Source organism: Gilliamella sp. W8123 (genome assembly GCF_016101085.1).
GTDB lineage: Bacteria > Pseudomonadota > Gammaproteobacteria > Enterobacterales > Orbaceae > Gilliamella > Gilliamella apis.
Genome location: NZ_JACFRE010000001.1, coordinates 59,951 through 81,298 on the forward strand (window position 1 = coordinate 59,951; position 21,348 = coordinate 81,298).

Consider the following 21,348-nt stretch of genomic DNA (forward strand, 5'->3'; position numbering starts at 1 on the left):
TATATACAACTCTTTAGTTGTTTCAATGCAAGCAACAGTTTTTATTATTATGTTTATTGGACTGTTACAACTTTTCATTTACTTTATACAACTTATCATAGCGTTATATGTGTTTTTTGATAATCCACATAAGGAAAGAAAAATACAAAGTATACAAAAAAATGACGGTATGTTACACCCAATTACAATTATTATACCTGCTTATAATGAAAGTGTAACCATAATTGAAAGTATCAAGTCTATACTTGCTACTGAATATCCTAATGCAGATGTGATAGTTGTCAATGATGGCTCAACTGATGATACTTTTGAGTTAATTAATCAATTTTTTAATTTAGAAAAAACTTTACACAATCTCAATACTAATAATCCAAATCATCTTTCACACGCTCAAATAAAAGGGGTTTATGTTTCGCGTAAAGATAGCCGATTACGTGTTATCGATAAAGTGAATGGTGGCAAAGCAGATGCACATAACGCTGCGATTAATTTAAGTCGTTCACCGATTATTTGTCTTTTAGATGCTGATTCAATTTTAGCGCCCGATGCTCTTACAAATGCTATGGTTCCCTTCATTGACGATCCAAAAACGATTGCAGTTGGCGGAACAGTACGTGTTGCCAATAGTTGTTTGATCAAAAATGGGGTAGTGAAAAAAATCAAGTTATCTAAAAAATACATTGTTCAATTACAAATTGTCGAGTATATGCGGTCTTTTTTAATGGCAAAAGTTGCTTGGAATCATATTAGCGCGTTACCAATTATATCAGGGGCTTTTGGCTTGTTTCGTCGTGATTTTGCTATTCGCATTGGTGGATTTTCCGTTGGTTCGGTAGGTGAAGATTATGACTTTACAGTTAAATTACATAAATATATTTATGATTCAAAGGTTGATTATAAAATTAAATATGTCCCAACAGCCATTTGCTGGACACAAGTTCCTGAAAAATGGAGTGTTTTACGGAATCAACGTATTCGTTGGCATATTGGCGCATTACAAACATTTTTTCATTTCCAAAATTTAACTTTTGATATAAAATACCGCAGAATTAGTTTTTTAATTTTACCCTTTTCAATATTAACCGATATTATAGGGCCATTATCTGAATTTTTAGGTTACATATTACTACCGCTCTTTTGGTATCTTGAGGTTGTAAATGGTAATCTAGTCTTATCCTACTTTTTGCTAGTCATTTGTTACAATATATTAATTACTTCAGTAGCCATTGCCATAGATGGATTATTGCTAAAGGGACTTGATAAAGTAAAATATTTATTATCACTTTTTTTAATATCTTTGTTGGAAAATTTTGGTTATCGGCAAATTTGTTTGTACTGGAAACTTAAAGGTTTTCTTCGATTAAAAAAAGGTAAAATATCTTGGGGAAAAATGGAGAGAGTCAAATTTGACAAATAATGTAATTACAATAAGATCTATCCTATTACTTATAGTAGCTTTTAATATAACTCCTTCTTTTGCTGTCGATCTTTTTTTATGTAAAACTCCAAACGGTACTTATAATGTGTTAGAGGAGCAATCAAATGAAGATTCATATCAGTATAAAAAAATAGCATTTTCAAGTAAAACCCAAAACCTGATCTTTACCTCAATTTCCTCGCAAAAAGAACAAAATAACAATTTAATTTCATCTAGCTACGTTGACAACGATAAAGTTAAATCCACCACTGCGACTGAAATGTTTGATTCGATACAAAATAATAATACTCTCTCTGAGAATCAAACAATTACTACCCAACCTCCTGTCACTAATAATCAACAAGTTACAAAGAAATCAATTAAACTTGGAATGTGGAACTGGGAAACTCGTACTTGGGATACTTCTCCAGAACAATTTATAACAAAAATTAAGTCGAAAGGGATCAATCAGATATATCTACAATTAGCAATTGAAAATGGAACAATAAAATTTAAAGAACAGTTAAATCAACTCCTTGATATTGCCTATGAAAATCAAATAAAAATCATTGCGGTAGAAGGTTCACCCTATATGGTCATAGACTCTGGCTTAAAAAATGCCATCAGGCGTAATAAAATAATTAAACAGTTTTGTTCTATGCGTGAAAATAAGCCTTGTCTTGCTGGTATTCAGTATGATATCGAACCTTATGTGTTAAAAGAATACAATCAAGATGCCAACCATTTTTGGCAACTTTGGAATAATGCCATAGAAATGCTCAGTCAGTCATGGGGTGATAAAATCGATGTTGTCATCCCTTTCTGGTTACTCAATAAAGATATTGACGAACGAATTGTAAAAAACATTCAATCCTCCTATATCTCAAAATATATTATTATGGCTTACCGTACTAATTACACAGATATTTATAATATTAGTAAGGATTGGTTAACTTGGGGTGTTCAAAACGAAAAAAAAATTATTATTGCGCTCGAAAATAATCTACTTTATGAAGAAGTTCAGAGTATTTACATTCCGATTATAACTAATAACGAGATTGAAAAACTCGCATCCAATGATAGCAATGTTATTTTACGCCAAAAAGATAACCCTTGTGGTGATAATGATGTTTATACTGACTCCTCGCACTTATCAGCAAGAATAGGAAATAATGAAATTAGTTTTATGGGGGATGAAGAAAAGTTATTTGAAACGGTAAGGTTACTGGAAAATGACTTAGCTCAATGGCGATCTTTTGACGGCATTGCTCTACATGGTCTTGCTTTATAACGATAAACGCCTTTTAAATAAAGCAAAAGAGCTGGCAAACCAGCTCTTTAATTATCAGTATACATGCTCAAAAAATGATTAATGCTCACGTGTCTTTCTAAATTCAACATCAGGATACCGCTCTTGGGTTAAATTCAAATTAACCATACTCGGCGCAATATAAGATAGATTATCACCACCATCTAGTGCCAAATTTTGCTCACATTTTCGTTTAAAATCATCAAGTTTCTTAGCATCACTACATTCAACCCAACGAGCTGTTGTTACATTTACTGGCTCATAAATCGCTTCTACGTTGTATTCAGATTTTAAACGCGCAACAACTACGTCAAATTGCAACACCCCTACCGCTCCAACAATTAAATCATTGTTGGCAATTGGACGGAATACTTGTACAGCACCTTCTTCTGAAAGCTGAACTAAACCTTTTAATAATTGTTTCTGTTTAAGAGGATCTTTTAAACGAATACGACGAAACAGCTCAGGGGCGAAATTAGGTATACCGGTAAATTTAAGATCTTCACCCTGAGTGAAAGTATCACCAATCTGTATAGTGCCATGATTATGTAAACCAATAATATCACCAGCATAAGCTTGTTCAACATGATCTCGATCACCAGCCATAAAGGTTAACGCATCAGAAATATTCACATCTTTTGCGATACGAACATGACGCAACTTCATGCCTTTCTCGTATTTACCCGATACAATACGCATAAAGGCTACTCGGTCACGATGTTTAGGATCCATGTTGGCCTGAATCTTAAATACAAAACCAGTAAATTTTTCTTCAGTAGCGGCAACTTCTCGTTTATCACTCTGGCGAGGTTGAGGCGTCGGAGCCCAAGCAGTCAATCCATCAAGCATATGATCAACACCAAAATTCCCAAGCGCTGTACCAAAAAATACTGGGGTTAAATCACCAGATAAAAATGCTTCCAGGTCAAACTCATTTGATGCCCCTTGTACTAATTCAAGCTCATCACGAAGTTGCTGTGCTAAATCGTCACCAATTGTGTTATCGAGATCTGGATTATCTAAACCTTTAATAATACGAACTTCCTGAATAGTATGACCTTTACCTGTTTGATAAAGATAAGTCTCATCTTTCGCTAAATGATAGACGCCTTTAAATAATTTACCACAACCAATTGGCCAGGTAATTGGTGCGCACATGATGTTAAGTTCGTTTTCAACTTCATCAAGCAACTCCATTGGATCACGTATATCACGATCAAGTTTATTCATAAAAGTCAAAATTGGCGTATTACGTAAACGTGTTACTTCCATCAATTTACGTGTTCTATCTTCGACACCTTTTGCGGCATCAATAACCATTAAACAACTATCAACAGCAGTTAATGTTCGATAAGTATCTTCCGAAAAGTCCTCATGCCCAGGAGTATCAAGTAAGTTAACTAAACAATCATTATAAGGAAATTGCATAACCGATGTGGTGATAGAAATACCACGCTGTTTTTCCATTTCCATCCAATCTGATTTAGCGTGCTGAGCATTTGCACCACGCCCTTTAACCGTACCCGCAGTTTGAATCGCTTGTCCAAACAACAATACTTTTTCGGTGATAGTCGTTTTACCCGCATCCGGGTGAGAGATAATAGCAAAAGTACGACGAGCCTTAACTTCGTCTAAATAAGCTTGTTCAGTCATAAAATTAATCAATTTAGCTAAGCAAAAATAATGGCGTATTCTAACAGGTCTACATCTATATTGCCATTGAAGAAGACTATTTTGCTATTTGCCTTATTGATATATCTATGCATAATAGCGGCATTTAATACTGATGATGATATAATCACTATTTAGTAATAGTGTTTAATATTAGAAATATCTGAAAATAACCATTAATATGAATATTCGTGACCTAAAATTGTTTTTACATTTGTGTGAGACATGCCATTTTGGTATGAGCGCTGATGCAATGCATGTTAGTCCATCTACGCTTTCAAGGCAAATCCAACGCCTTGAGGAACAATTTGGCCATCAATTATTTATTCGCGACAATCGACAAGTTCAAATTACTCATGAAGGCGAAAAAGTTAAACGATTTGCTCTACAAGTTGTAAATCTACATCAACAATTAAAGCACGAGTTAGATCAATCTACTCAACAATTGGTCGGAGAATTAACATTATTTTGCTCGGTAACGGCTGCCTATAGCCATTTACCTGATATATTAGATCGCTTCCGCATGCATTATCCACTCGTTGAAATTAAACTATCTACTGGCGATGCCGCTGATGCAGTTGAAAAAATTCAATCCAATCAGGCTGATCTTGCCATTGCAGGCAAACCTAAACAATTACCAGCTGGTGTTGAATTTATAAAATTAGGTGAAATTGAAATGGTCTTATTAATTCCTAAACTCAATAGCTCATTTAGTGATAAGTTACATCAAAAAACACCGGATTGGCATAACATTCCTTTCATTTTGCCAGAACATGGCCCCAGCCGACAAAGAATTGATTTATGGTTCAAACAACAAAAAATAACTTGTCCTAGAATTTATGCAACAGTTGCAGGACATGAGGCAATTGTATCTATGGTTGCTTTAGGATGCGGTGTGGCATTATTGCCAAAAGTGGTAATGGAAAACAGCCCAGAAAGAGTACGCGAGCGAATTACTGAATGGTCAACCAATTTAATGCAACCATTTGATGTCGGTATATGCGTTCAAAAAAGACGATTATCAGAAAAAATTATTTCGGCGTTTTGGGCTCTTGGGAAGCAAAATTTACCGTCTAATGAATAAATTATATAATCAATCATAAAATGGAAAACTAAACTAATTAAAAAATGGGAAGCTACTGTAATGACCTTAATAATCAGAAATAAAAAAACTTTAATATCATTACTATTTTTACCACTAGTTACAATTCCGAATATAGGCTATACCGATCAAAACAATCTCTACAAACCAAAACCACAATGGATTACTATTCACAGTTCAAACTACTATGATGGTGATAGCGACGATCTGGTTACAGCCGGCATTGGCTTTACACCTTTATCATCAATGATACAAAAATTCAAATTTGCTGATCCAGCTAATCCCACGACGCAGGAGCTTCGTCGAGCCAAACTAAATCGTTTTATTGATACAAAAACTGGAGAGGGTCAATTATTTGGCTTTAAACAGAAAAACTTATCACCATTGTTCGACGGAAAAATAGCCGGTAGCGAAATTTTAGCGACACTTAAAGAAGAAAATGTCGGTATTCTATTACAAATTCCCGTTGATTTTGATAAGAAAAAACCATGTATAGTGGCCGTTCCTGCTAGCAATTATGACGGTTTATATAACGCAAAAGATATGCAAATTCGTGGGCTTTGGGGACTAAAACACAATTGTGCAGTAGTTTATAACGATAAAGGATTGGGGAATGGTATTTACGATATTACAAATCAGCAAGGTTTCACTATAGAAGGAAAAATTGCAAAAGATAATCTATTATTTAATCCTAAGATTAAAAATAGAGAAATTTTTATCGAAAATAATCCAAATAGATATGCCGTTAAACAGTTACATTCAAAACAAAATCCTGAACATAATTGGGGCAAATATATTTTAAATTCTATTGAATTTGCACTTTATGAAATAAATGATAGATTTTCAGCCACAAACACTCGCGATTTTAACGCGGATAATACGTTGATATTAATCTATGGTGCTGAGGATGGTGGTAGTGCAGCTTTGAAGGCTGGTGAATTAGATAAAAATGGTATCATTGATGGTATTGTTGCGGTTAATCCACAAATACAACCAAACCCAGATATTACCTCACTTTCAATCCAAAATAAAACTAGTGCTAGAAGTTTAAAATATAATTCAATTCCTGATTATGCTACCTTAGTAGCACTTTATATTCCTTGTGCCATCCCGGCAATTGAGCCTAATAAGTCAGACAATTATGTTCCTTATGCGTTGAAATATCTTTATTCACAAAATCGCTGTGATGCACTAAAAAAGGCTAAATTATTAACTACAGGAACACCTAAAGAAGCTCTAGACAAATTACATGCTTATGGTTGGCGACCAGAGATGGAGATCCAGTTACCCTATTTTTATTATAAAGAGTCTATTGCCTTTCCGTATCAATATATCAGTTCATATGGTCGTTTTGATGTTACAGAAAACATGTGCGATTATTCTGTGGCCAGCACTCAACAAGATCGACTCTATAATTTTGGCGAAGTAATGCCGTTAAAAGAAGTAAACTTCTCTGAAATATGGTCACTATCTAATGGTCATTTACCTATTTGGGCAGATAAAGATGTTACCGCTATTGATCTTGTTGTAAATAAAGATATCGTTTCACCAAGACGAGCATGGTACTCAAGTTCTGAAATTGAAAATCAAATAGATTATGGTATTAAAGGAGCAATTTGTTTACGAGAAAAAATAACCGAGAAACGAGTTATTGATGGACTCAAACAAGTACAAGCAACCGGAAATTTAAATAAAATTAAAACGTTTATTGTACATGGACAAAATAATGTCAAACAGTTAATAGATCATACATCTCGCCCTTATGTTGCTTTAAATAGTGGAGTAGAAGGAAAAGAATCACAACTACGTTATATCGAAGTTGAAAATGCTAGTTATCTCGACGGCAAATCACCATTTGATAATACATTATTGGCTATTGATTATTACGGTGAAGATGCCATTGAGTGGTTATGGGCTAATCTAACTAACAATACGACATTACCTGAAAGCCAGGTAATTCGTACTAAGCCAAGAGGAGGCAGCATTGGTCAAGCTCCGCAAGCGACAATTGAAAACTTAGTACCAATAACTCAAAAACCAGATATCAATAACTTAATAATATTGGAAGATAAAAAAATCGCTTTACCTTAATAAAACTATTTGATTTTTTTAATGGTTATCGAATGAGTTTATATAACTAAATTATACGATAACCATTGTCTCATTAACTTATGCCGATTTTACAAATGTACATATTTTCGGGTATAAATCAAAAAAAAGTATTTCTAATGCATTATAATTTTGCTTGATATCAATAATAGTTTCTTGCAATAAATAAAGCTTTGGTCTTCGCTGTGCCATACCTTTTAATACTTTCGCAATAAAATCGATTGAAGCGTAATTTTCTAGCCAAGATTCTCGCCACATTGCATTCATAAAAGATTGGTAATTTTTAGGATAATCAATAATATATGGCTGAATATGCCTTTTAGTCATAATATTAAATGACGATAAAGTTTGACTTGAACCAAAATCATGCCAATACTTTGATAAAAAATGATCCCAAACAATATCAAGCGTAATTGGAGCAACACGTTGATGACTATTTCTAAATAACATTTTTGCTTGTTTAACAGAGGGAAAACTATCAGTAAGATTATCAACTTTTCGATGCAACATAATGCCTTCAGCTATCTCTGTCGGATACTGCTGATAAGGATCACCTTTTACAAAATCAGCAACAGTATTGCCAATTAGCGAGCTATTGGCAATAGTTGCTAAATGTAAATGAGCAAGAATATTCACAACTCTCTACCAACTATTAATCACGATGTTTAAATTCGCCTTCAGCAAATCCTTCTCGCCAATAGCTGGTGATCTGAATAGCATTAGGTTCTAAATTTAGATATTTATCTTTGATTGAATGGCGTAATTGTTGTGCTAATGATCTTTCCATTCCTCCCCAAAACAATATATTTTCTTGATCACTCAAATCAATGTTCATTACAGCTTCAATTAATTGATTAGGAGCATTTACATCCTTAACGAACCATTGAACTGTTACATTTTTGTTGATTGGGAGCTCAACAATATCCGTTTTGTGATTAACTTCAATAAAAGCTAATGCTTTTTGAGAACTAGGTAAATTTTCTACGGTATAACATATAGTTGGCGCTGCAGAAATATCGCCCATCAAAACTAAAAATTGATTATCAAATTCTAATTTACCTGCAGTACCAACAATACCAACTTGATCGCCTACTTTAGCCTTTTGAGCCCAACACGTCGCTAATCCATGAGAATGAATAGCAAAATCAATGATTAACTGATTGGTGGATTCATCATAACCACGAATGCTATAACTACGCGCTAATTGACAAATTCGATCACTTACCATGATTTTATTATTTTCGTCTAATTGCGGAAAAGTAATTTCATCAGTCAAAGGATCAGCAAAGAGTAATTTTAAATGAGGACAAATCCAATTAGGGTTGACCATCAACGGCTTATCACAGCTAAAATGCAAACGTAAAAAACTATGGGATAACTGTTCAACTTTAATAACTGTTAATAACGCATTAATAATTGCTTTTCTTGGCTTCTCTTGCATATGATGATCCTTATATTGCTGATATAACAGAAACATCATACAACAAAAAATAGCTAATACTATTAATTTTGACTATGAAAATATAAGTTAATTTATAGTTAATTAACGATATCGTTATTAAGCTGTCACTGAAAAACCCCTTTCCTCAAAATTTGAGGATTACCCAATTATTAATAAATCTAACTATTTGATATATAGTGCCTATATATCATACTTATCTGAAATTATACGAAAAATAACCTACTTAATAATAATTTCAGAAAGTAACTAGATCATGTTTTGAATAATTGTTTTTTTATATTTTTGATGAACTCTTTATCTGTATCGATTATATGACTATCGCTTTGCCAATATTTTAAATAAATGAGTTGTTGTTTACTTAATTTTAATTCTATTTTGTATAATTTTTTATCTATATCCGCTGGCTCCGACGCCGACGCCTTGCTCGTTTTCAACGGCTCGATGTCGGCTTTTGACATTTCGTTCGCTACTCTCTCTTCATGCCAACGTCGCTTTAACCACTGATGATATTGTTCAGTATCGTAATCCATTCTAAGCTCAGCGCCAAAAACGGTTTTCACCGCTTTTGGCAATCGCTCGGTCAACTTTGATTCGGGAAAACCACACACCACAATCTGACGATTAGGATATTTTTTAAACTGCATAAAACGTAGATTTAGGCAACAGCCTAAATGCTCAGTTAAAAGAAAAGCGCCTTGATTATAAGCACGCAAAAACATACCTTCTTTAAATAGTAATATACCTTTGAATTGATCTTGTTGATAAAATTTTTGTAACATATTCATAATGATTCTTGTCTAATAAGTAATAACCTAATTTATTTTCTACAAAGAGCATTCGCATAGTGAGTACGATATGTTGGCCCAACAAAAAAATCATATGGTTGTATACCGACAAAACCATCATGACTATGAACTACAAATCCCAATCTAGGATTATCCTTATTAATTTCCTTAGCCCAATAATTTCCAACAAATGAACTTACATCAACGCTCATTTTTTGCCAATTTGAATCAGGATAACCATCCTTAGTAACCCATCCCCACTCACCAAATACAGATTTCCCGATTTGTCTGGTAGCACTATTACTAAGATGATCTAAAGAGGTTAGGTTATAAAAATCATAAGCTCTAGGTGAATCTGAAAGTTCTGTTATAGATAGCATATTATTACGACCGCCACAAATCTGCACTGCTTGCTCAATAGTGATCTGCCCAATATGTGGAATAACCCATATATCAGTAGGATTAAAAGTATACTCATGGATGACATTATTATTTCGAATCAGTGTTGCACGTACAGTAACTGGTCCTGTAGGTTTATCATTTAATGTAATATAACCCCTACTATCTATACTGACCTTATTATCAGGATTAACTGGAATACTAAATTGATAATCCGTTTGAGACCCCGTCATAACTAGCTGAAATTTTGCCCCAGAAAATCCTGTAGTTGGAAATTTTCTCCCTGATGACTCAGTCGGATTAACTTTATAGCCCATATTAGGGATATAATCACTTGAATAACCACCGCCATTCTTTGGATCCCTTTGCGTAAAATTAGGATCATTCCAACTATAACTATCATCTGGGTTGATACCATCCCATTGATATTCAGGCACTAGTTCTGTCGCATAAGGTTTGGCATAACACAATTCAGATTTTACTGCAATTTTGTAGACCTTTTTTATTGTTACAAAATCACTTTTTCTCGGTTGACCATATTGCGAGAAAGTTTGTACTTGATTAGTTATTTCTAACATTAATGGCATTGGATAACCACTTCCACAACCAATTATCTTATTTTTATCGCTAGTAGAAATTTTATTGCCATTAGCATCAAACCATTGCCAAGTGGTTTCCGTGGTTAGAAATGGTTGAATAGGATCGATATCATCACCGTCTAGATCTTGATAATTCATTCGATTGTCTAATGATTGATAATTAAATCGCTGTATGGCAAATTGATTAAAAGTTAAATTAGCATCAAACTCTTTAATTTCGTTTTCTTTGATATTACCGCTAAATTCACTATAAAATACACCGTTTACCATAAAACCATGTTTATCTGCAGCTATTTGTGTATTTATAACTTCAGGGTTATTCCCGTGAATAACGTTAACAGTTTGAACGGTTAAAGCATTAATATTAAAGCTCAATAATAAGGAGAATAAATATAATGAATAAATTAAATTGGATGATTTATATGAATAACGTATCTTTATACGTAATTGACTAAAATTTTTTATTGATAAGTGTTTATATGCCCGATGCCCGATGCCCGATGCCCGATGCCCGATGCCCGATGCCCGATGCCCGATGCCCGATGCCCGATGCCCGATGCCCGATTAAGACCATATTTTAACATATTTTCGCTAATCCTTGCTATAATTTACATATAATTTTCAAACACATACATTAAATATCATAAAAAAAATAATATTATTCTAAATGGTGAATGTAAAAAAATACATCTGTTACATAGTAAAGTAAAATATTAGATTTGTAATAACTTTTTATGTAAAAATTTGTTAATGAAATACTTTACATTGATGGACAATTTATTCATTTTACAATTAAAAAACTCTTATTACAGTTCTCGCCTTTCCTCAAAATTTTTGACCTGTTTTTGTCGTTGTTCTCGATCGAAAAATGTCCATGCAACAAAACGGCTAATTTTTTTACCTTGAGCCATGGGTATAATTTGGTATTCAGTTACGGATGCTTTTTTTAATTGTTGTTTTATCCTTGTCAGCGATTCTTTTTTCGACACTAACGAAGTAAACCATAGACATTGTGTTTTATAGTTAACACTTTCGGCAATCATTTTGGCTATAAATGCACTTTCTCCTCCTTTGCACCAAAGTTCAGCATGTTGTCCTCCAAAATTAAGCACAACTTGATCTTTTTCTGAACTTAATTTACCCAATTTTTGTAGTTTTGTATGAGCACTCGCTTGAGCCTGTTGCTTTGAATTATGAAAAGGAGGATTGCATAAAGTTGCCAAGTAAAATTCTTTTGGCTTAATGATATTTGCAAAAATAGCATCGCTGTTGGGTTGTAAACGACATTGTAGGTTATTTTTTAATAATTCATTAGATTTTGCTATTAACGACGCAACCTTGATTGATGTTGGATTGATATCACTACCTACAAATGACCAATCATATTCAGCACAACCAATAATTGGATAAATGGCATTGGCACCAACCCCAATATCTAACATGCTAATTCTCTTACCTGTTGGGATCTTATTCTGATTATCTTGCGCTAATAAATCAGCCAAATAGTGGATATAATCTGCTCGTCCTGGAATTGGAGGGCATAGGTAATCGTCTGGAATATCCCAATAAGAGAGTCGATAATAGTGCAATAAAAGTGCTTTATTTAGCATCTTAACAGCAACAGGATTAGAAAAATCAATCGTTACCCGACCATATTGGTTAGGTTTAACAAAGTTAGATAATGCTGGTAACGTTTTAATAAGTAAATCAAATGGGTAACCATTAATATGCTTATTACGTCGATGTAAAACATCTTTATTAATCATTGGCGATGTTGTCTGCATGAATAATCCGATATGAAAAATTGCCGGCTATTATAGCCTTTTTACGCAAATATGCGAAAATAGCCAAAGCTTTTAGGTTAAAAAAACCCCTCTCCTCAAATTTTTTATTACTGTTAAACTAAATTTTATTTAAGTGTAACTAATTCGAAAATTAATTGTGGATTTGTTATAATCTGCCACTTTCGATTCACATAATAACGCAATGAAACGTCTATCCAAATTATCAATAATACCATTTATTAGTTTAATGTTAATCTCTTTTCAACTGCATGCAAGCGAGTTTAATGGGCAGGCGTTATCGTTATTTTGGGCTATCCCATTTGTTGGAATTTTGCTTTCTATCGCATTATGCCCTCTATTTTTAGCACGGCTGTGGCATCATCATTATGGCAAAATTGTTTTGGTTTGGACGTTACTATTTCTAGGGTCTGCATTATTTTCTTTCGGCTTATCTACCACAATTCAATTAACAGCCCATGCCATTATTGAAGAGTATATCCCTTTTATATTATTACTGTTGGCATTGTTCACTGTTTCTGGTGGTATCCTTATCAAAAGCGATAAAATAAGTACGCCAAAATCAAATGTTATTTTATTAGCCATTGGTGTGGTATTCGCTTCAATTATGGGAACAACTGGCGCAGCGATGTTAATGATTCGGCCATTACTGCGAGCTAATCGGCAACGACACCATTCAGTTCACACAGTAATTTTCTTTATCTTTTTAGTCGCTAATATTGGCGGTGGTTTGACGCCTTTAGGTGATCCACCATTATTCATTGGTTTTTTAAAAGGTGTGGATTTTTTCTGGACTGTTAAACATATGTTATTGCCAGTTATTTTTACATCAGGTTTATTACTTATCATCTATTATTTTATCGATAGATATTATTATGTTAAGCAATATGGCAATATTTCCCTTTCTTATAGATCAGAAGTAGTTAAATTATACGGTCTAAAAAATATCGGTTTGCTAATGGCGATAATTGCTAGTGTGCTTTTATCTGGCATTTGGCATCCAGCGATAAACTTCACGCTATTAGGATCGCAAATTGAATTAGAAAATCTAGTTCGTGATGGCCTTTTTATTGCTATAACGATTCTTTCAATACTGATCACGCCAAAGCAAGTACGAGCTGGCAATGAATTTAATTGGGATCCAATCAAAGAAGTTGCCAAATTGTTTATTGGTATCTTTATTACTATAGTACCCGTTCTGGCAATTTTACGTGCCGGCAATGATGGCACGTTAAGTTCAATAGTATCATTGGTCACCAGTGAACAAGCCACACCAATAAACAGTATGTATTTTTGGTTATCGGGTTCATTGTCAGGATTTTTAGATAATGCACCAACTTATCTGGTGTTTTTTAATTTAGCATCCGGTAATGCAACTACTTTAATGACCACTTATGCAGACACACTATTGGCAATTTCAATGGGTTCCGTATTTATGGGGGCATTAAGTTACATTGGTAATGCACCTAACTTTATGGTTAAAAGTATTGCCACACAACATAAAATTAATATGCCAAGCTTTTTTGGCTATATGAAATGGTCAATAGGGATTTTAATTCCAATATTTATTATTGATAATTTGGTATTTTTTGTATTGTAAATGTTCCATTGTTCGTTATGAAACATTAAGATAAATTTCAATTGCAACATCTATGAATTTGTGTGGGTAACAATGATAGGCTAACATTTAAAAACACTTTCTTTGTGCCCCCCTTAAGCATTGCACAAACGTTATTTTTTCTCTTTTATCATCTTTGCTAATATCGCTATATAAACTATAACTAAAAAAATACGCGCTTCCATAATAAGTCAGATTAACTGGAGTAGTTTTTTAGTTCACGGTTAATTATTTTTTTGAACTTTGAAGGAAACAGATATACCTGAAAGTTTTGATGATAATTAAAAATGCTCTGCTATTTTGTATAAAAAAACACCCTCACCAAGTCAGAAAAACAAAAAATATTATAACTAACGTTATCGAAACAAATAAAAATTTTAGAATTTTATTCTATAAAAAACTTCAACTGCTTGGTATTCAGTCGCGTTCTGATGAACTTTTAAACGGAAAAATTTTAAAAATGTGAAGTTTCGCACAATTTTAATAAAAAGTCCTGCATAGCTATAATTTATAGCCAAAATATTAGGTTAGCTGTCCAAATATTAAAGGTGAGATTTCGATTTACTTTTTAGAATGTGGTGGTAAGTTTTAAAAAGAAGTGAGGTTCAGAATGATTGAGATGTTACTTGATAAAGATTTTTTCTCGTCTAGCGATCAAAATATCGCCATTGAGCCTCGAACACCACAACCTGTTTATCCTGAACATACCCATAATTTCAATGAGATCGTTATTGTAACTAGCGGATACGGTAAACACATATTGAATGGGCGACTTTTTGATTTATATCCAGGCATGATGTTTTATATTAAGGCTTCCGACTGTCATTTGTACGAAAGCGTTCATGATTTGCATTTGACCAATATTTTGTTTAGAGATCCTAAAAATTTTCATTTTATCAATGGAATAAATCAATTAATCCCCAATCCTGATCCAATTCAATCGCATTACTTTTTTGATAAAAAAACTGATGAAAATATTCAATCGATTATTAAGCAATTAACGCCAAATCAATCAAATGCTATTCAGGAGAGTTTATTTTTACAATTACTTTTGATTTTTAATAATAATCTTTATGTTAATCAGGGTTCTGGTTCCTATGATAATCGCGTTAAACAACTTCTACGTTGGTTACAAATCAATTTTAAGGAGCCAATTAATTGGGCACAATTAACTGAGCAATTTTCATTATCATTACGCTCTTTTCATCGACATATAAAGAATGAAATTGGTATCACACCACAAAAATATTTAATAAAGCTACGGTTGGCTAATGCTTACACACAGTTAATTTACAGCAATAAATCCATCACAACTATTGCACAAGAGTGTGGTTTTAATGACAGTGCTTATTTTTCAACCTGTTTTAAACAAGAATTTACGTTTTCGCCACAAACATTACGTAATAATCCAGATAAACGTTATCATTAATCAATCAGGAACAGTCTATGGAAAAATGTTTACGTTTATATAAACAAGACTATTTTATTTCGGAGATAAATACTGTTACTGTCGAAAGACGTGATCATCAACAACCCTTTCCTTTGCATAACCACGATTTTAATGAAATTGTGATTGTCTGTTCTGGTAATGGGCTGCATCATTGGAATGAATATGTTTATCCTATTACCAGTGGTGATATTTTATATATTAATCCGAAAGATGTGCATGGCTATGAATCTGTTAATGACCTTAGATTGGATAATATTTTATATTTGAGAGAATCACTATTTTTATCATCCACTATTGAGTCTTATTTACCTAAAGTGACTGCTAGACATAATGAACGTTCTTGGCGTATTCAACCTTCATCCCTTAAACTTTTATCACCACTTATTGAACAGTTAGATGTTGAGTCTAAGAAAAACAATTTAGCCTCCGTTCATTTATCTGAGGCTCTTTTTTTACAGTTGGTTATTTTGTTAGATCGGATTAAACAAGCTCCAACGGTAGCTCTACCTACTGCTACTCATCAATTGGATTTATTGTTCACGGCTCTTCATAACAGTATTGCGACGCCATTTAATATTGATGTTTTTTGCAAAGAAAATCATATCGCAAGCCGTTCACTTAGTCGCTTATTTAAAAGTCAAACAGGGATGACTATTACTGGCTACTTACAAAAAAGACGTCTATGTGATGCAATGTCTTTACTTAGAACTACTGATTATTCGATTAGTATGATTGCGGCAGAATGTGGTTATGATGATAGTAACTATTTTTCATCTGTGTTTAAAAAGCTGACCAATCAGACTCCTTCCGAATATCGAGCCCAATTTAACGATAAGAAGTGATAATTGAGTGTATAGAAATGATTATATATTTAGTTTCCTCTCTTTTATGTGTATTAAAGAGAGGAATATTTTATAATAAATAAAAAACTTCAGTTAATGATTCACTAATCGGGCTGTTATCAGAATTGCTTGGCATGATATCTTTCATAAATGCCCACCATTTTTGACAAGCTGCTGTTTTAGCTACAGCATCCCAACGTTCCTCAGATTCAATTTCGACATAGGCAAAAAGTAGATTTCTTTTGCTGTCTAAAAAGATTGAGTAATTGTGAGCTCCATGAGCTTTAAGTTCCTTCACTAAGTCAGGAAATATTTCATCATGCCGCTTCTTATACTCTGCATGTTTATCAGGATGAACCTGCATAATACTCGCTTTTCTTATCATAATAATTCCTTTTTATTTGAAATAGGTTAACTTTGTGTTTAACCTATTTCACTTTCATTGTGTCATTTTTATTGGTAAATAGAATGATATAGTTGCTCAATTTCTCTTACGTTAGTATCGCGAGGATTACCTCCGGTACAAACATCATCAAAAGCAGCCTGGGCTAGCGCAGGAATATCATCTAATTTTACGCCGATCTCTTTTAATGTTGCAGGAATACCGACATCAATGTTAAGTTGTTTAACTGCATTAACAGCGGCTTTTCTAACTTGTTCGATAGTCATGTTTTCCGTCGCAGCTACTCCCATTGCTTTAGCGATATCGCGATATTTATCACCAGTAAATTCAGCATTGTAAGCCATTATATGAGGTAAAAGGACGGCATTAGCCACACCATGAGGTGTACCATAAAAAGCACCGAGTGGATGTGCCATTCCATGAACTAATCCTAAGCCCACATTTGAAAAACCCATACCTGCGATATATTGCCCTAATGCCATGTCTTCACTACCCTTTGCGATCCCTCTTACCGAGTCACGTAATGAGCGAGAAATAATTTCAATCGCTTTCAAGTGGAACATGTCTGATAATTCCCACGCCCCTTTAGTTATATAACCTTCGATCGCGTGAGTTAAGGCATCAACACCAGTTGCTGCTTTTAAACTAGCAGGCATACTTGTCATCATATCTGAATCAATAATTGCAACAGCCGGTATATCGTGTGGATCAACACAGACAAATTTACGTTTATTTTCTTCATCTGTGATTACGTAATTAATGGTCACTTCAGCAGCTGTACCTGCTGTCGTAGGAATTGCGATCGTAGGTACTGCTGGTTTTTGAGTTGGCGCAACGCCTTCAAGACTACGAACATCCGCAAATTCTGGATTATTGATGATAATACCGATAGCTTTTGCGGTATCTTGGGGTGACCCACCACCAATCGCAATCAAATAATCTGCACCAGATTGTTTGAAAACTTCAACCCCTTTTTGAACAATACTAATGGTTGGATTTGGCATGACTTCATCAAATACTTGATAAGAAAAACCATTGTTATCTAGTAATTGTGTTACTTTAGTTGCTACTTTGAATTTGATTAGATCTTTATCCGTAACCACTAACGCTTTTTTAAAACCACGTTTTTTAACTTCATCTACGATTTGACTGATTGAGCCTGCACCAAAATAAGATGTTTCATTTAAAATCATTCTATAAGCCATAATGTTTTCCTTTTAATTAACTAGTCATTCCTAAACCGACAATATTGGCAGCAACAATGATTACTAAACAACCAATACAAAGAATACGTACTGGTTTTTTACCGGTACCAAACCACTCTTTTAGTGCTAAACCAACAATCCCACCACAAAGTACATAGAAACTCATATGTAACATCCAACTCATAAAGCCATATTCTGTTGGAATATTTGCATGCCCCCAAGCATAGAAGAAGAATTGGAAATACCACATTGCACCACCTAAGATAGCAAAAAGAATATTGCTAATTAATAAGGCTTTGGCAACAGAGATATCTTTTTTGAAGGATAAGTCTTTTTTAACGCAGAGTCGACTTATACAGAAACCGAGATTAATAATTGCCCCTCCACCCATGATAATGACATAACTTGGAAGTGCCACGTATAAATGATCCACACCAAGCTCAGCCGCTTTTTCATGCATAGGTACTGCTGCGCTCATAGCAAATGACATACCAGCCGAGAAAATACCACACATGATGGCAAGAAGAAGACCTTTCTTTAAGTTAAAATCTTCAACTTGTACACCTAAGGTTTTTTCTTTCAATAAGCCAGCGTAAGTTACTATAGCAACCCCAATAACAGCAACGACTACGCCTAATAATGTCATTTTACCGCCTGTCGAGGCCAATAATTCACCAAATTTACCTTGTAATATTGGAGTCATGAGAGTGCCGACGATTAAGGTTATCCCAATAGCGATACCTATTCCCATCGACATACCTAAATAACGCATTGTTAAGCCATAACCAATGTTACCGACTCCCCACATTGCGCCAAATAAGAAGACCGGAATTAATATGTCTGAACCAAACGAACCATAATAAGCCCAAAAGTCTGGTAATAAAAAATAACTTATTGACCATGGTAATATAATCCAAGAAAATAACCCTGCGATTGACCACATGGTTTCCCATGACCAGTTTTTTACTTTTTTAAGTGGTGCGTAAAAACAAGCAGCAGAAGCAGCACCAACAAAGTGCCAGAATATGCCTAAAATAATTGAACTACCCATATCCATATCCTTATATTTTTATTAGCAATTTTTACTGTTTATAGCATCTTCCATTGGAGTGACACCAAAACGCTCAGCTAACAATCTGAACTCTTCCGAGGTGATAGTTTGACGTTTTCCTCCCATTGATAACACTTTGACTAAAACTTCTGCCGATTTTTCAGCTGTATCAATTAAGCCAAAAGCTTCATCTAAGGTTGGACCTGTTCCAAATACACCGTGAAAAGCCCATAAAACTAAACTATGTTTTGCCATCTGTTTTGCAGTGGCATAACCAATCTCGTCTTTACCCGGAACCATCCAAGGCACCACACCTACACCATCCGGAAATACAACTAAACATTCAGTGCTCATTTCCCACAGCCATCTGGTTATTACCGCAGTATCAAGCTCTAGGACATATGTTAAAGCAATTAAATTAGTTGCATGACAGTGCATGATGACTCTATCTTTTCCTTGGCTTTGCTCAATTCTTACGATATGAGATTGAAGATGAGCAGCTAGTTCAGACGTTGGTAAACCACCATTTATCAATCCCCACATAATGTAATAACCTTTGCCCTGTTCATCGATTTTAACAATAGCTAACGTGTCAGCAGGATCTAATATGACATTGCGGAAATACTTACCAGATCCAGTGACAATAAAGTACTGGTTAGCAAGTTTAGTGACATCTTGCGTCAAAGATACATGACGTGGTTTTTCATAAAAATCATTTTGAAAAGAGATCACATCACTTTCAAGTAACCTTAAACTGACATTACCACCATTACGCTCATCCCAGCCTTTTAGCCACATATCATAAGTGGCTTTGATCATTCCTTTTACAAACCAAGAAGAAAGAATCTGTTGCATTTTATGTTCCTTATGATCGTTTAGTTAAGACAGTTGTTTCATATTGACGAACCTCATCTAGCCATTGACCACCAACTGGAACTTCATTTAATAAACAGTACTGATCCCAAACTGCTTGCCAAGGTAATGATTTTTGTTCTTCTAGTAATGCGAGTCGTGAGGTAAAATCACGATCATGTTCATATTTTTTTAATCTTTCTGTTGGTTCTAATAATGCTTTTAATAAGCATTTTTTCATATTACGAGTACCAATTACCCATGCTGCAATACGGTTAATAGAAGCGTCAAAGAAATCTAGACCAATATGCACACGGTCAAATAGTTTGTTTCGAATGATTTCACTTGCAATATTTTGTGTTTCATCATCAAAAAGCACCACGTGATCACTATCCCAACGAACAGGGCGGCTGACATGAAGTAATAGATGTTCAACAAACGGCATAACTGCAGAAATTTTGTCGGAAATCACTTCCGTTGGATGGAAATGCCCTGCGTCTAGACATAATGCAGTTTTACGTGATGTCGCATAAGCTAGATAAAATTCATTTGAACCAGCGGTATAAGATTCGAGACCAATACCAAACAATTTACTTTCAACCGCATCAATATGATATTTTGGGTCAATTTTTTCACGAATAATTTCATCCAATGATTCAACTAAATGTTGTCTAGGACTAAATTTGTCGACAGTAATATCTTTCATACCATCAGGTAGCCAGATATTCATAACAGAAGGTGTACCTAATTCTTTACCAAAATATTCTGATACTTTACGACATGCTTTGCCGTGTTCTATCCAGAATTGTCGAATTTCTGGATTAACATGGGTTAAAGTGCCTTCATTACTTAAAGGATGTGAAAAATAAGTTGGATTAAAATCTAAACCGATTTGATGTTTTTTAGCCCATTTGACCCAATTGGCAAAGTGTTCCGGTTTAACTTCATTACGATCGACTTTTTGATCTGATTCTAAATAAGAAGCATGTAGATTTAGTCGTTTAGGGCCTGGTATAAGGCTAAAGGCTTTATCTAAATCTGCTCTTAATTCATCAGCTGTACGAGCCTTACCAGGATAATTACCAGTTGCTTGAATACCACCAGTTAATTCACCTTCTTGCTTTTCAAAACCACCAACATCATCCCCTTGCCAGCAATGAACTGAAATCGGTAATTTTGCCATTGCTGCTATTGCAGCATCTGTATCTACCCCAATTTCAGCAAATCTTGCTTTAGCGATCTGATAAGCATTTTCAATAGTGTTCATGTAGC

Annotated in this window: 18 protein-coding genes; 7 read left to right on the forward strand and 11 right to left on the reverse strand. The window is 34.2% G+C overall.

What is annotated here, in order from left to right:
• Positions 1-109: 109 nt before the first annotated feature.
• Together H3T56_RS00270 and H3T56_RS00275 are read left to right on the forward strand one after the other, a co-directional pair.
• Positions 110-1,417, forward strand: a complete 1,308-nt coding sequence (locus tag H3T56_RS00270; protein ID WP_165755062.1) for a glycosyltransferase family 2 protein — start codon at positions 110-112, stop codon at positions 1,415-1,417.
• 106 nt (positions 1,418-1,523) lie between these two features.
• Complete coding sequence (locus H3T56_RS00275; protein ID WP_198191738.1) at positions 1,524-2,708, forward strand: hypothetical protein; 1,185 nt, start codon at positions 1,524-1,526, stop codon at positions 2,706-2,708.
• A 78-nt stretch (positions 2,709-2,786) separates the two neighbouring features.
• On the opposite strand, the gene prfC is transcribed toward H3T56_RS00275, so the two are convergent.
• Entirely contained in the window at positions 2,787-4,379 is a 1,593-nt protein-coding gene (prfC, locus tag H3T56_RS00280) for a peptide chain release factor 3 (RefSeq protein ID WP_198191739.1), read from the reverse strand.
• Between the two features lie 199 nt (positions 4,380-4,578).
• Between prfC and ilvY the strand changes: the two genes are divergently transcribed.
• Together ilvY and H3T56_RS00290 are read left to right on the forward strand one after the other, a co-directional pair.
• On the forward strand, positions 4,579-5,481 hold the full coding sequence (ilvY, locus tag H3T56_RS00285; RefSeq protein WP_198191740.1) for an HTH-type transcriptional activator IlvY: 903 nt from the start codon (positions 4,579-4,581) through the stop codon (positions 5,479-5,481).
• 60 nt (positions 5,482-5,541) lie between these two features.
• Complete coding sequence (locus H3T56_RS00290) at positions 5,542-7,590, forward strand: 3-hydroxybutyrate oligomer hydrolase family protein (RefSeq protein ID WP_198191741.1); 2,049 nt, start codon at positions 5,542-5,544, stop codon at positions 7,588-7,590.
• Between the two features lie 78 nt (positions 7,591-7,668).
• Here H3T56_RS00290 and H3T56_RS00295 read toward each other — a convergent pair whose 3' ends face one another.
• The 5 genes from H3T56_RS00295 to rlmF form a co-directional block, all read right to left on the reverse strand.
• Positions 7,669-8,244 (reverse strand): ACP phosphodiesterase, encoded by a 576-nt coding sequence (locus tag H3T56_RS00295; RefSeq protein WP_198191742.1) that lies wholly within the window; start codon positions 8,242-8,244, stop codon positions 7,669-7,671.
• A gap of 16 nt (positions 8,245-8,260) precedes the next feature.
• Complete coding sequence (locus tag H3T56_RS00300) at positions 8,261-9,049, reverse strand: siderophore-interacting protein (RefSeq protein ID WP_198191743.1); 789 nt, start codon at positions 9,047-9,049, stop codon at positions 8,261-8,263.
• A 272-nt stretch (positions 9,050-9,321) separates the two neighbouring features.
• The gene (locus H3T56_RS00305) at positions 9,322-9,855 is read right to left on the reverse strand and encodes a hypothetical protein (RefSeq protein WP_065613331.1); all 534 of its coding nucleotides are present in this window, start codon (positions 9,853-9,855) and stop codon (positions 9,322-9,324) included.
• A 32-nt stretch (positions 9,856-9,887) separates the two neighbouring features.
• The gene (locus H3T56_RS00310) at positions 9,888-11,123 is read right to left on the reverse strand and encodes a hypothetical protein (protein ID WP_198191744.1); all 1,236 of its coding nucleotides are present in this window, start codon (positions 11,121-11,123) and stop codon (positions 9,888-9,890) included.
• 536 nt (positions 11,124-11,659) lie between these two features.
• Positions 11,660-12,637: a 23S rRNA (adenine(1618)-N(6))-methyltransferase RlmF gene (gene rlmF / locus H3T56_RS00315; RefSeq protein ID WP_065579276.1), complete on the reverse strand. Its 978-nt coding sequence runs from the start codon at positions 12,635-12,637 to the stop codon at positions 11,660-11,662.
• Between the two features lie 202 nt (positions 12,638-12,839).
• Between rlmF and H3T56_RS00320 the strand changes: the two genes are divergently transcribed.
• The 3 genes from H3T56_RS00320 (at position 12,840) to H3T56_RS00330 (ending at position 16,565) form a co-directional block, all read left to right on the forward strand.
• Entirely contained in the window at positions 12,840-14,255 is a 1,416-nt protein-coding gene (locus H3T56_RS00320) for a sodium:proton antiporter (protein WP_198191745.1), read from the forward strand.
• A gap of 628 nt (positions 14,256-14,883) precedes the next feature.
• A complete protein-coding gene (rhaS, locus tag H3T56_RS00325) occupies positions 14,884-15,702 on the forward strand; it encodes an HTH-type transcriptional activator RhaS (RefSeq protein WP_198191746.1) in 819 nt (272 codons plus the stop codon).
• A 17-nt stretch (positions 15,703-15,719) separates the two neighbouring features.
• Positions 15,720-16,565 (forward strand): helix-turn-helix domain-containing protein, encoded by an 846-nt coding sequence (locus H3T56_RS00330; RefSeq protein ID WP_034903780.1) that lies wholly within the window; start codon positions 15,720-15,722, stop codon positions 16,563-16,565.
• A 70-nt stretch (positions 16,566-16,635) separates the two neighbouring features.
• On the opposite strand, the gene rhaM is transcribed toward H3T56_RS00330, so the two are convergent.
• From rhaM to H3T56_RS00355, 5 genes are all read right to left on the reverse strand, one after another.
• Positions 16,636-16,950: an L-rhamnose mutarotase gene (gene rhaM, locus H3T56_RS00335; RefSeq protein WP_065579278.1), complete on the reverse strand. Its 315-nt coding sequence runs from the start codon at positions 16,948-16,950 to the stop codon at positions 16,636-16,638.
• A 68-nt stretch (positions 16,951-17,018) separates the two neighbouring features.
• The gene (gene fucO / locus H3T56_RS00340) at positions 17,019-18,173 is read right to left on the reverse strand and encodes a lactaldehyde reductase (RefSeq protein ID WP_198191747.1); all 1,155 of its coding nucleotides are present in this window, start codon (positions 18,171-18,173) and stop codon (positions 17,019-17,021) included.
• Between the two features lie 16 nt (positions 18,174-18,189).
• Positions 18,190-19,224: an L-rhamnose/proton symporter RhaT gene (gene rhaT, locus H3T56_RS00345; protein ID WP_065579280.1), complete on the reverse strand. Its 1,035-nt coding sequence runs from the start codon at positions 19,222-19,224 to the stop codon at positions 18,190-18,192.
• A gap of 21 nt (positions 19,225-19,245) precedes the next feature.
• A complete protein-coding gene (rhaD, locus tag H3T56_RS00350; protein ID WP_065651826.1) occupies positions 19,246-20,079 on the reverse strand; it encodes a rhamnulose-1-phosphate aldolase in 834 nt (277 codons plus the stop codon).
• Between the two features lie 10 nt (positions 20,080-20,089).
• Positions 20,090-21,343, reverse strand: a complete 1,254-nt coding sequence (locus H3T56_RS00355; RefSeq protein ID WP_110447524.1) for an L-rhamnose isomerase — start codon at positions 21,341-21,343, stop codon at positions 20,090-20,092.
• Between the last annotated feature and the right edge of the window lie 5 nt (positions 21,344-21,348).

Coding starts and splice junctions, on each gene's coding strand:
- prfC (WP_198191739.1), bottom strand. CDS start 4,379: ATGACTGAACAAGCTTATTTAGACGAAGTTAAGGCTCGTCGTACTTTT.
- ilvY (WP_198191740.1), top strand. CDS start 4,579: ATGAATATTCGTGACCTAAAATTGTTTTTACATTTGTGTGAGACATGC.
- H3T56_RS00290 (WP_198191741.1), top strand. CDS start 5,542: ATGACCTTAATAATCAGAAATAAAAAAACTTTAATATCATTACTATTT.
- H3T56_RS00300 (WP_198191743.1), bottom strand. CDS start 9,049: ATGCAAGAGAAGCCAAGAAAAGCAATTATTAATGCGTTATTAACAGTT.
- H3T56_RS00305 (WP_065613331.1), bottom strand. CDS start 9,855: ATGAATATGTTACAAAAATTTTATCAACAAGATCAATTCAAAGGTATA.
- H3T56_RS00310 (WP_198191744.1), bottom strand. CDS start 11,123: ATGGTAAACGGTGTATTTTATAGTGAATTTAGCGGTAATATCAAAGAA.
- rlmF (WP_065579276.1), bottom strand. CDS start 12,637: ATGCAGACAACATCGCCAATGATTAATAAAGATGTTTTACATCGACGT.
- H3T56_RS00320 (WP_198191745.1), top strand. CDS start 12,840: ATGAAACGTCTATCCAAATTATCAATAATACCATTTATTAGTTTAATG.
- rhaS (WP_198191746.1), top strand. CDS start 14,884: ATGATTGAGATGTTACTTGATAAAGATTTTTTCTCGTCTAGCGATCAA.
- H3T56_RS00330 (WP_034903780.1), top strand. CDS start 15,720: ATGGAAAAATGTTTACGTTTATATAAACAAGACTATTTTATTTCGGAG.
- rhaM (WP_065579278.1), bottom strand. CDS start 16,950: ATGATAAGAAAAGCGAGTATTATGCAGGTTCATCCTGATAAACATGCA.
- fucO (WP_198191747.1), bottom strand. CDS start 18,173: ATGGCTTATAGAATGATTTTAAATGAAACATCTTATTTTGGTGCAGGC.
- rhaT (WP_065579280.1), bottom strand. CDS start 19,224: ATGGGTAGTTCAATTATTTTAGGCATATTCTGGCACTTTGTTGGTGCT.
- rhaD (WP_065651826.1), bottom strand. CDS start 20,079: ATGCAACAGATTCTTTCTTCTTGGTTTGTAAAAGGAATGATCAAAGCC.
- H3T56_RS00355 (WP_110447524.1), bottom strand. CDS start 21,343: ATGAACACTATTGAAAATGCTTATCAGATCGCTAAAGCAAGATTTGCT.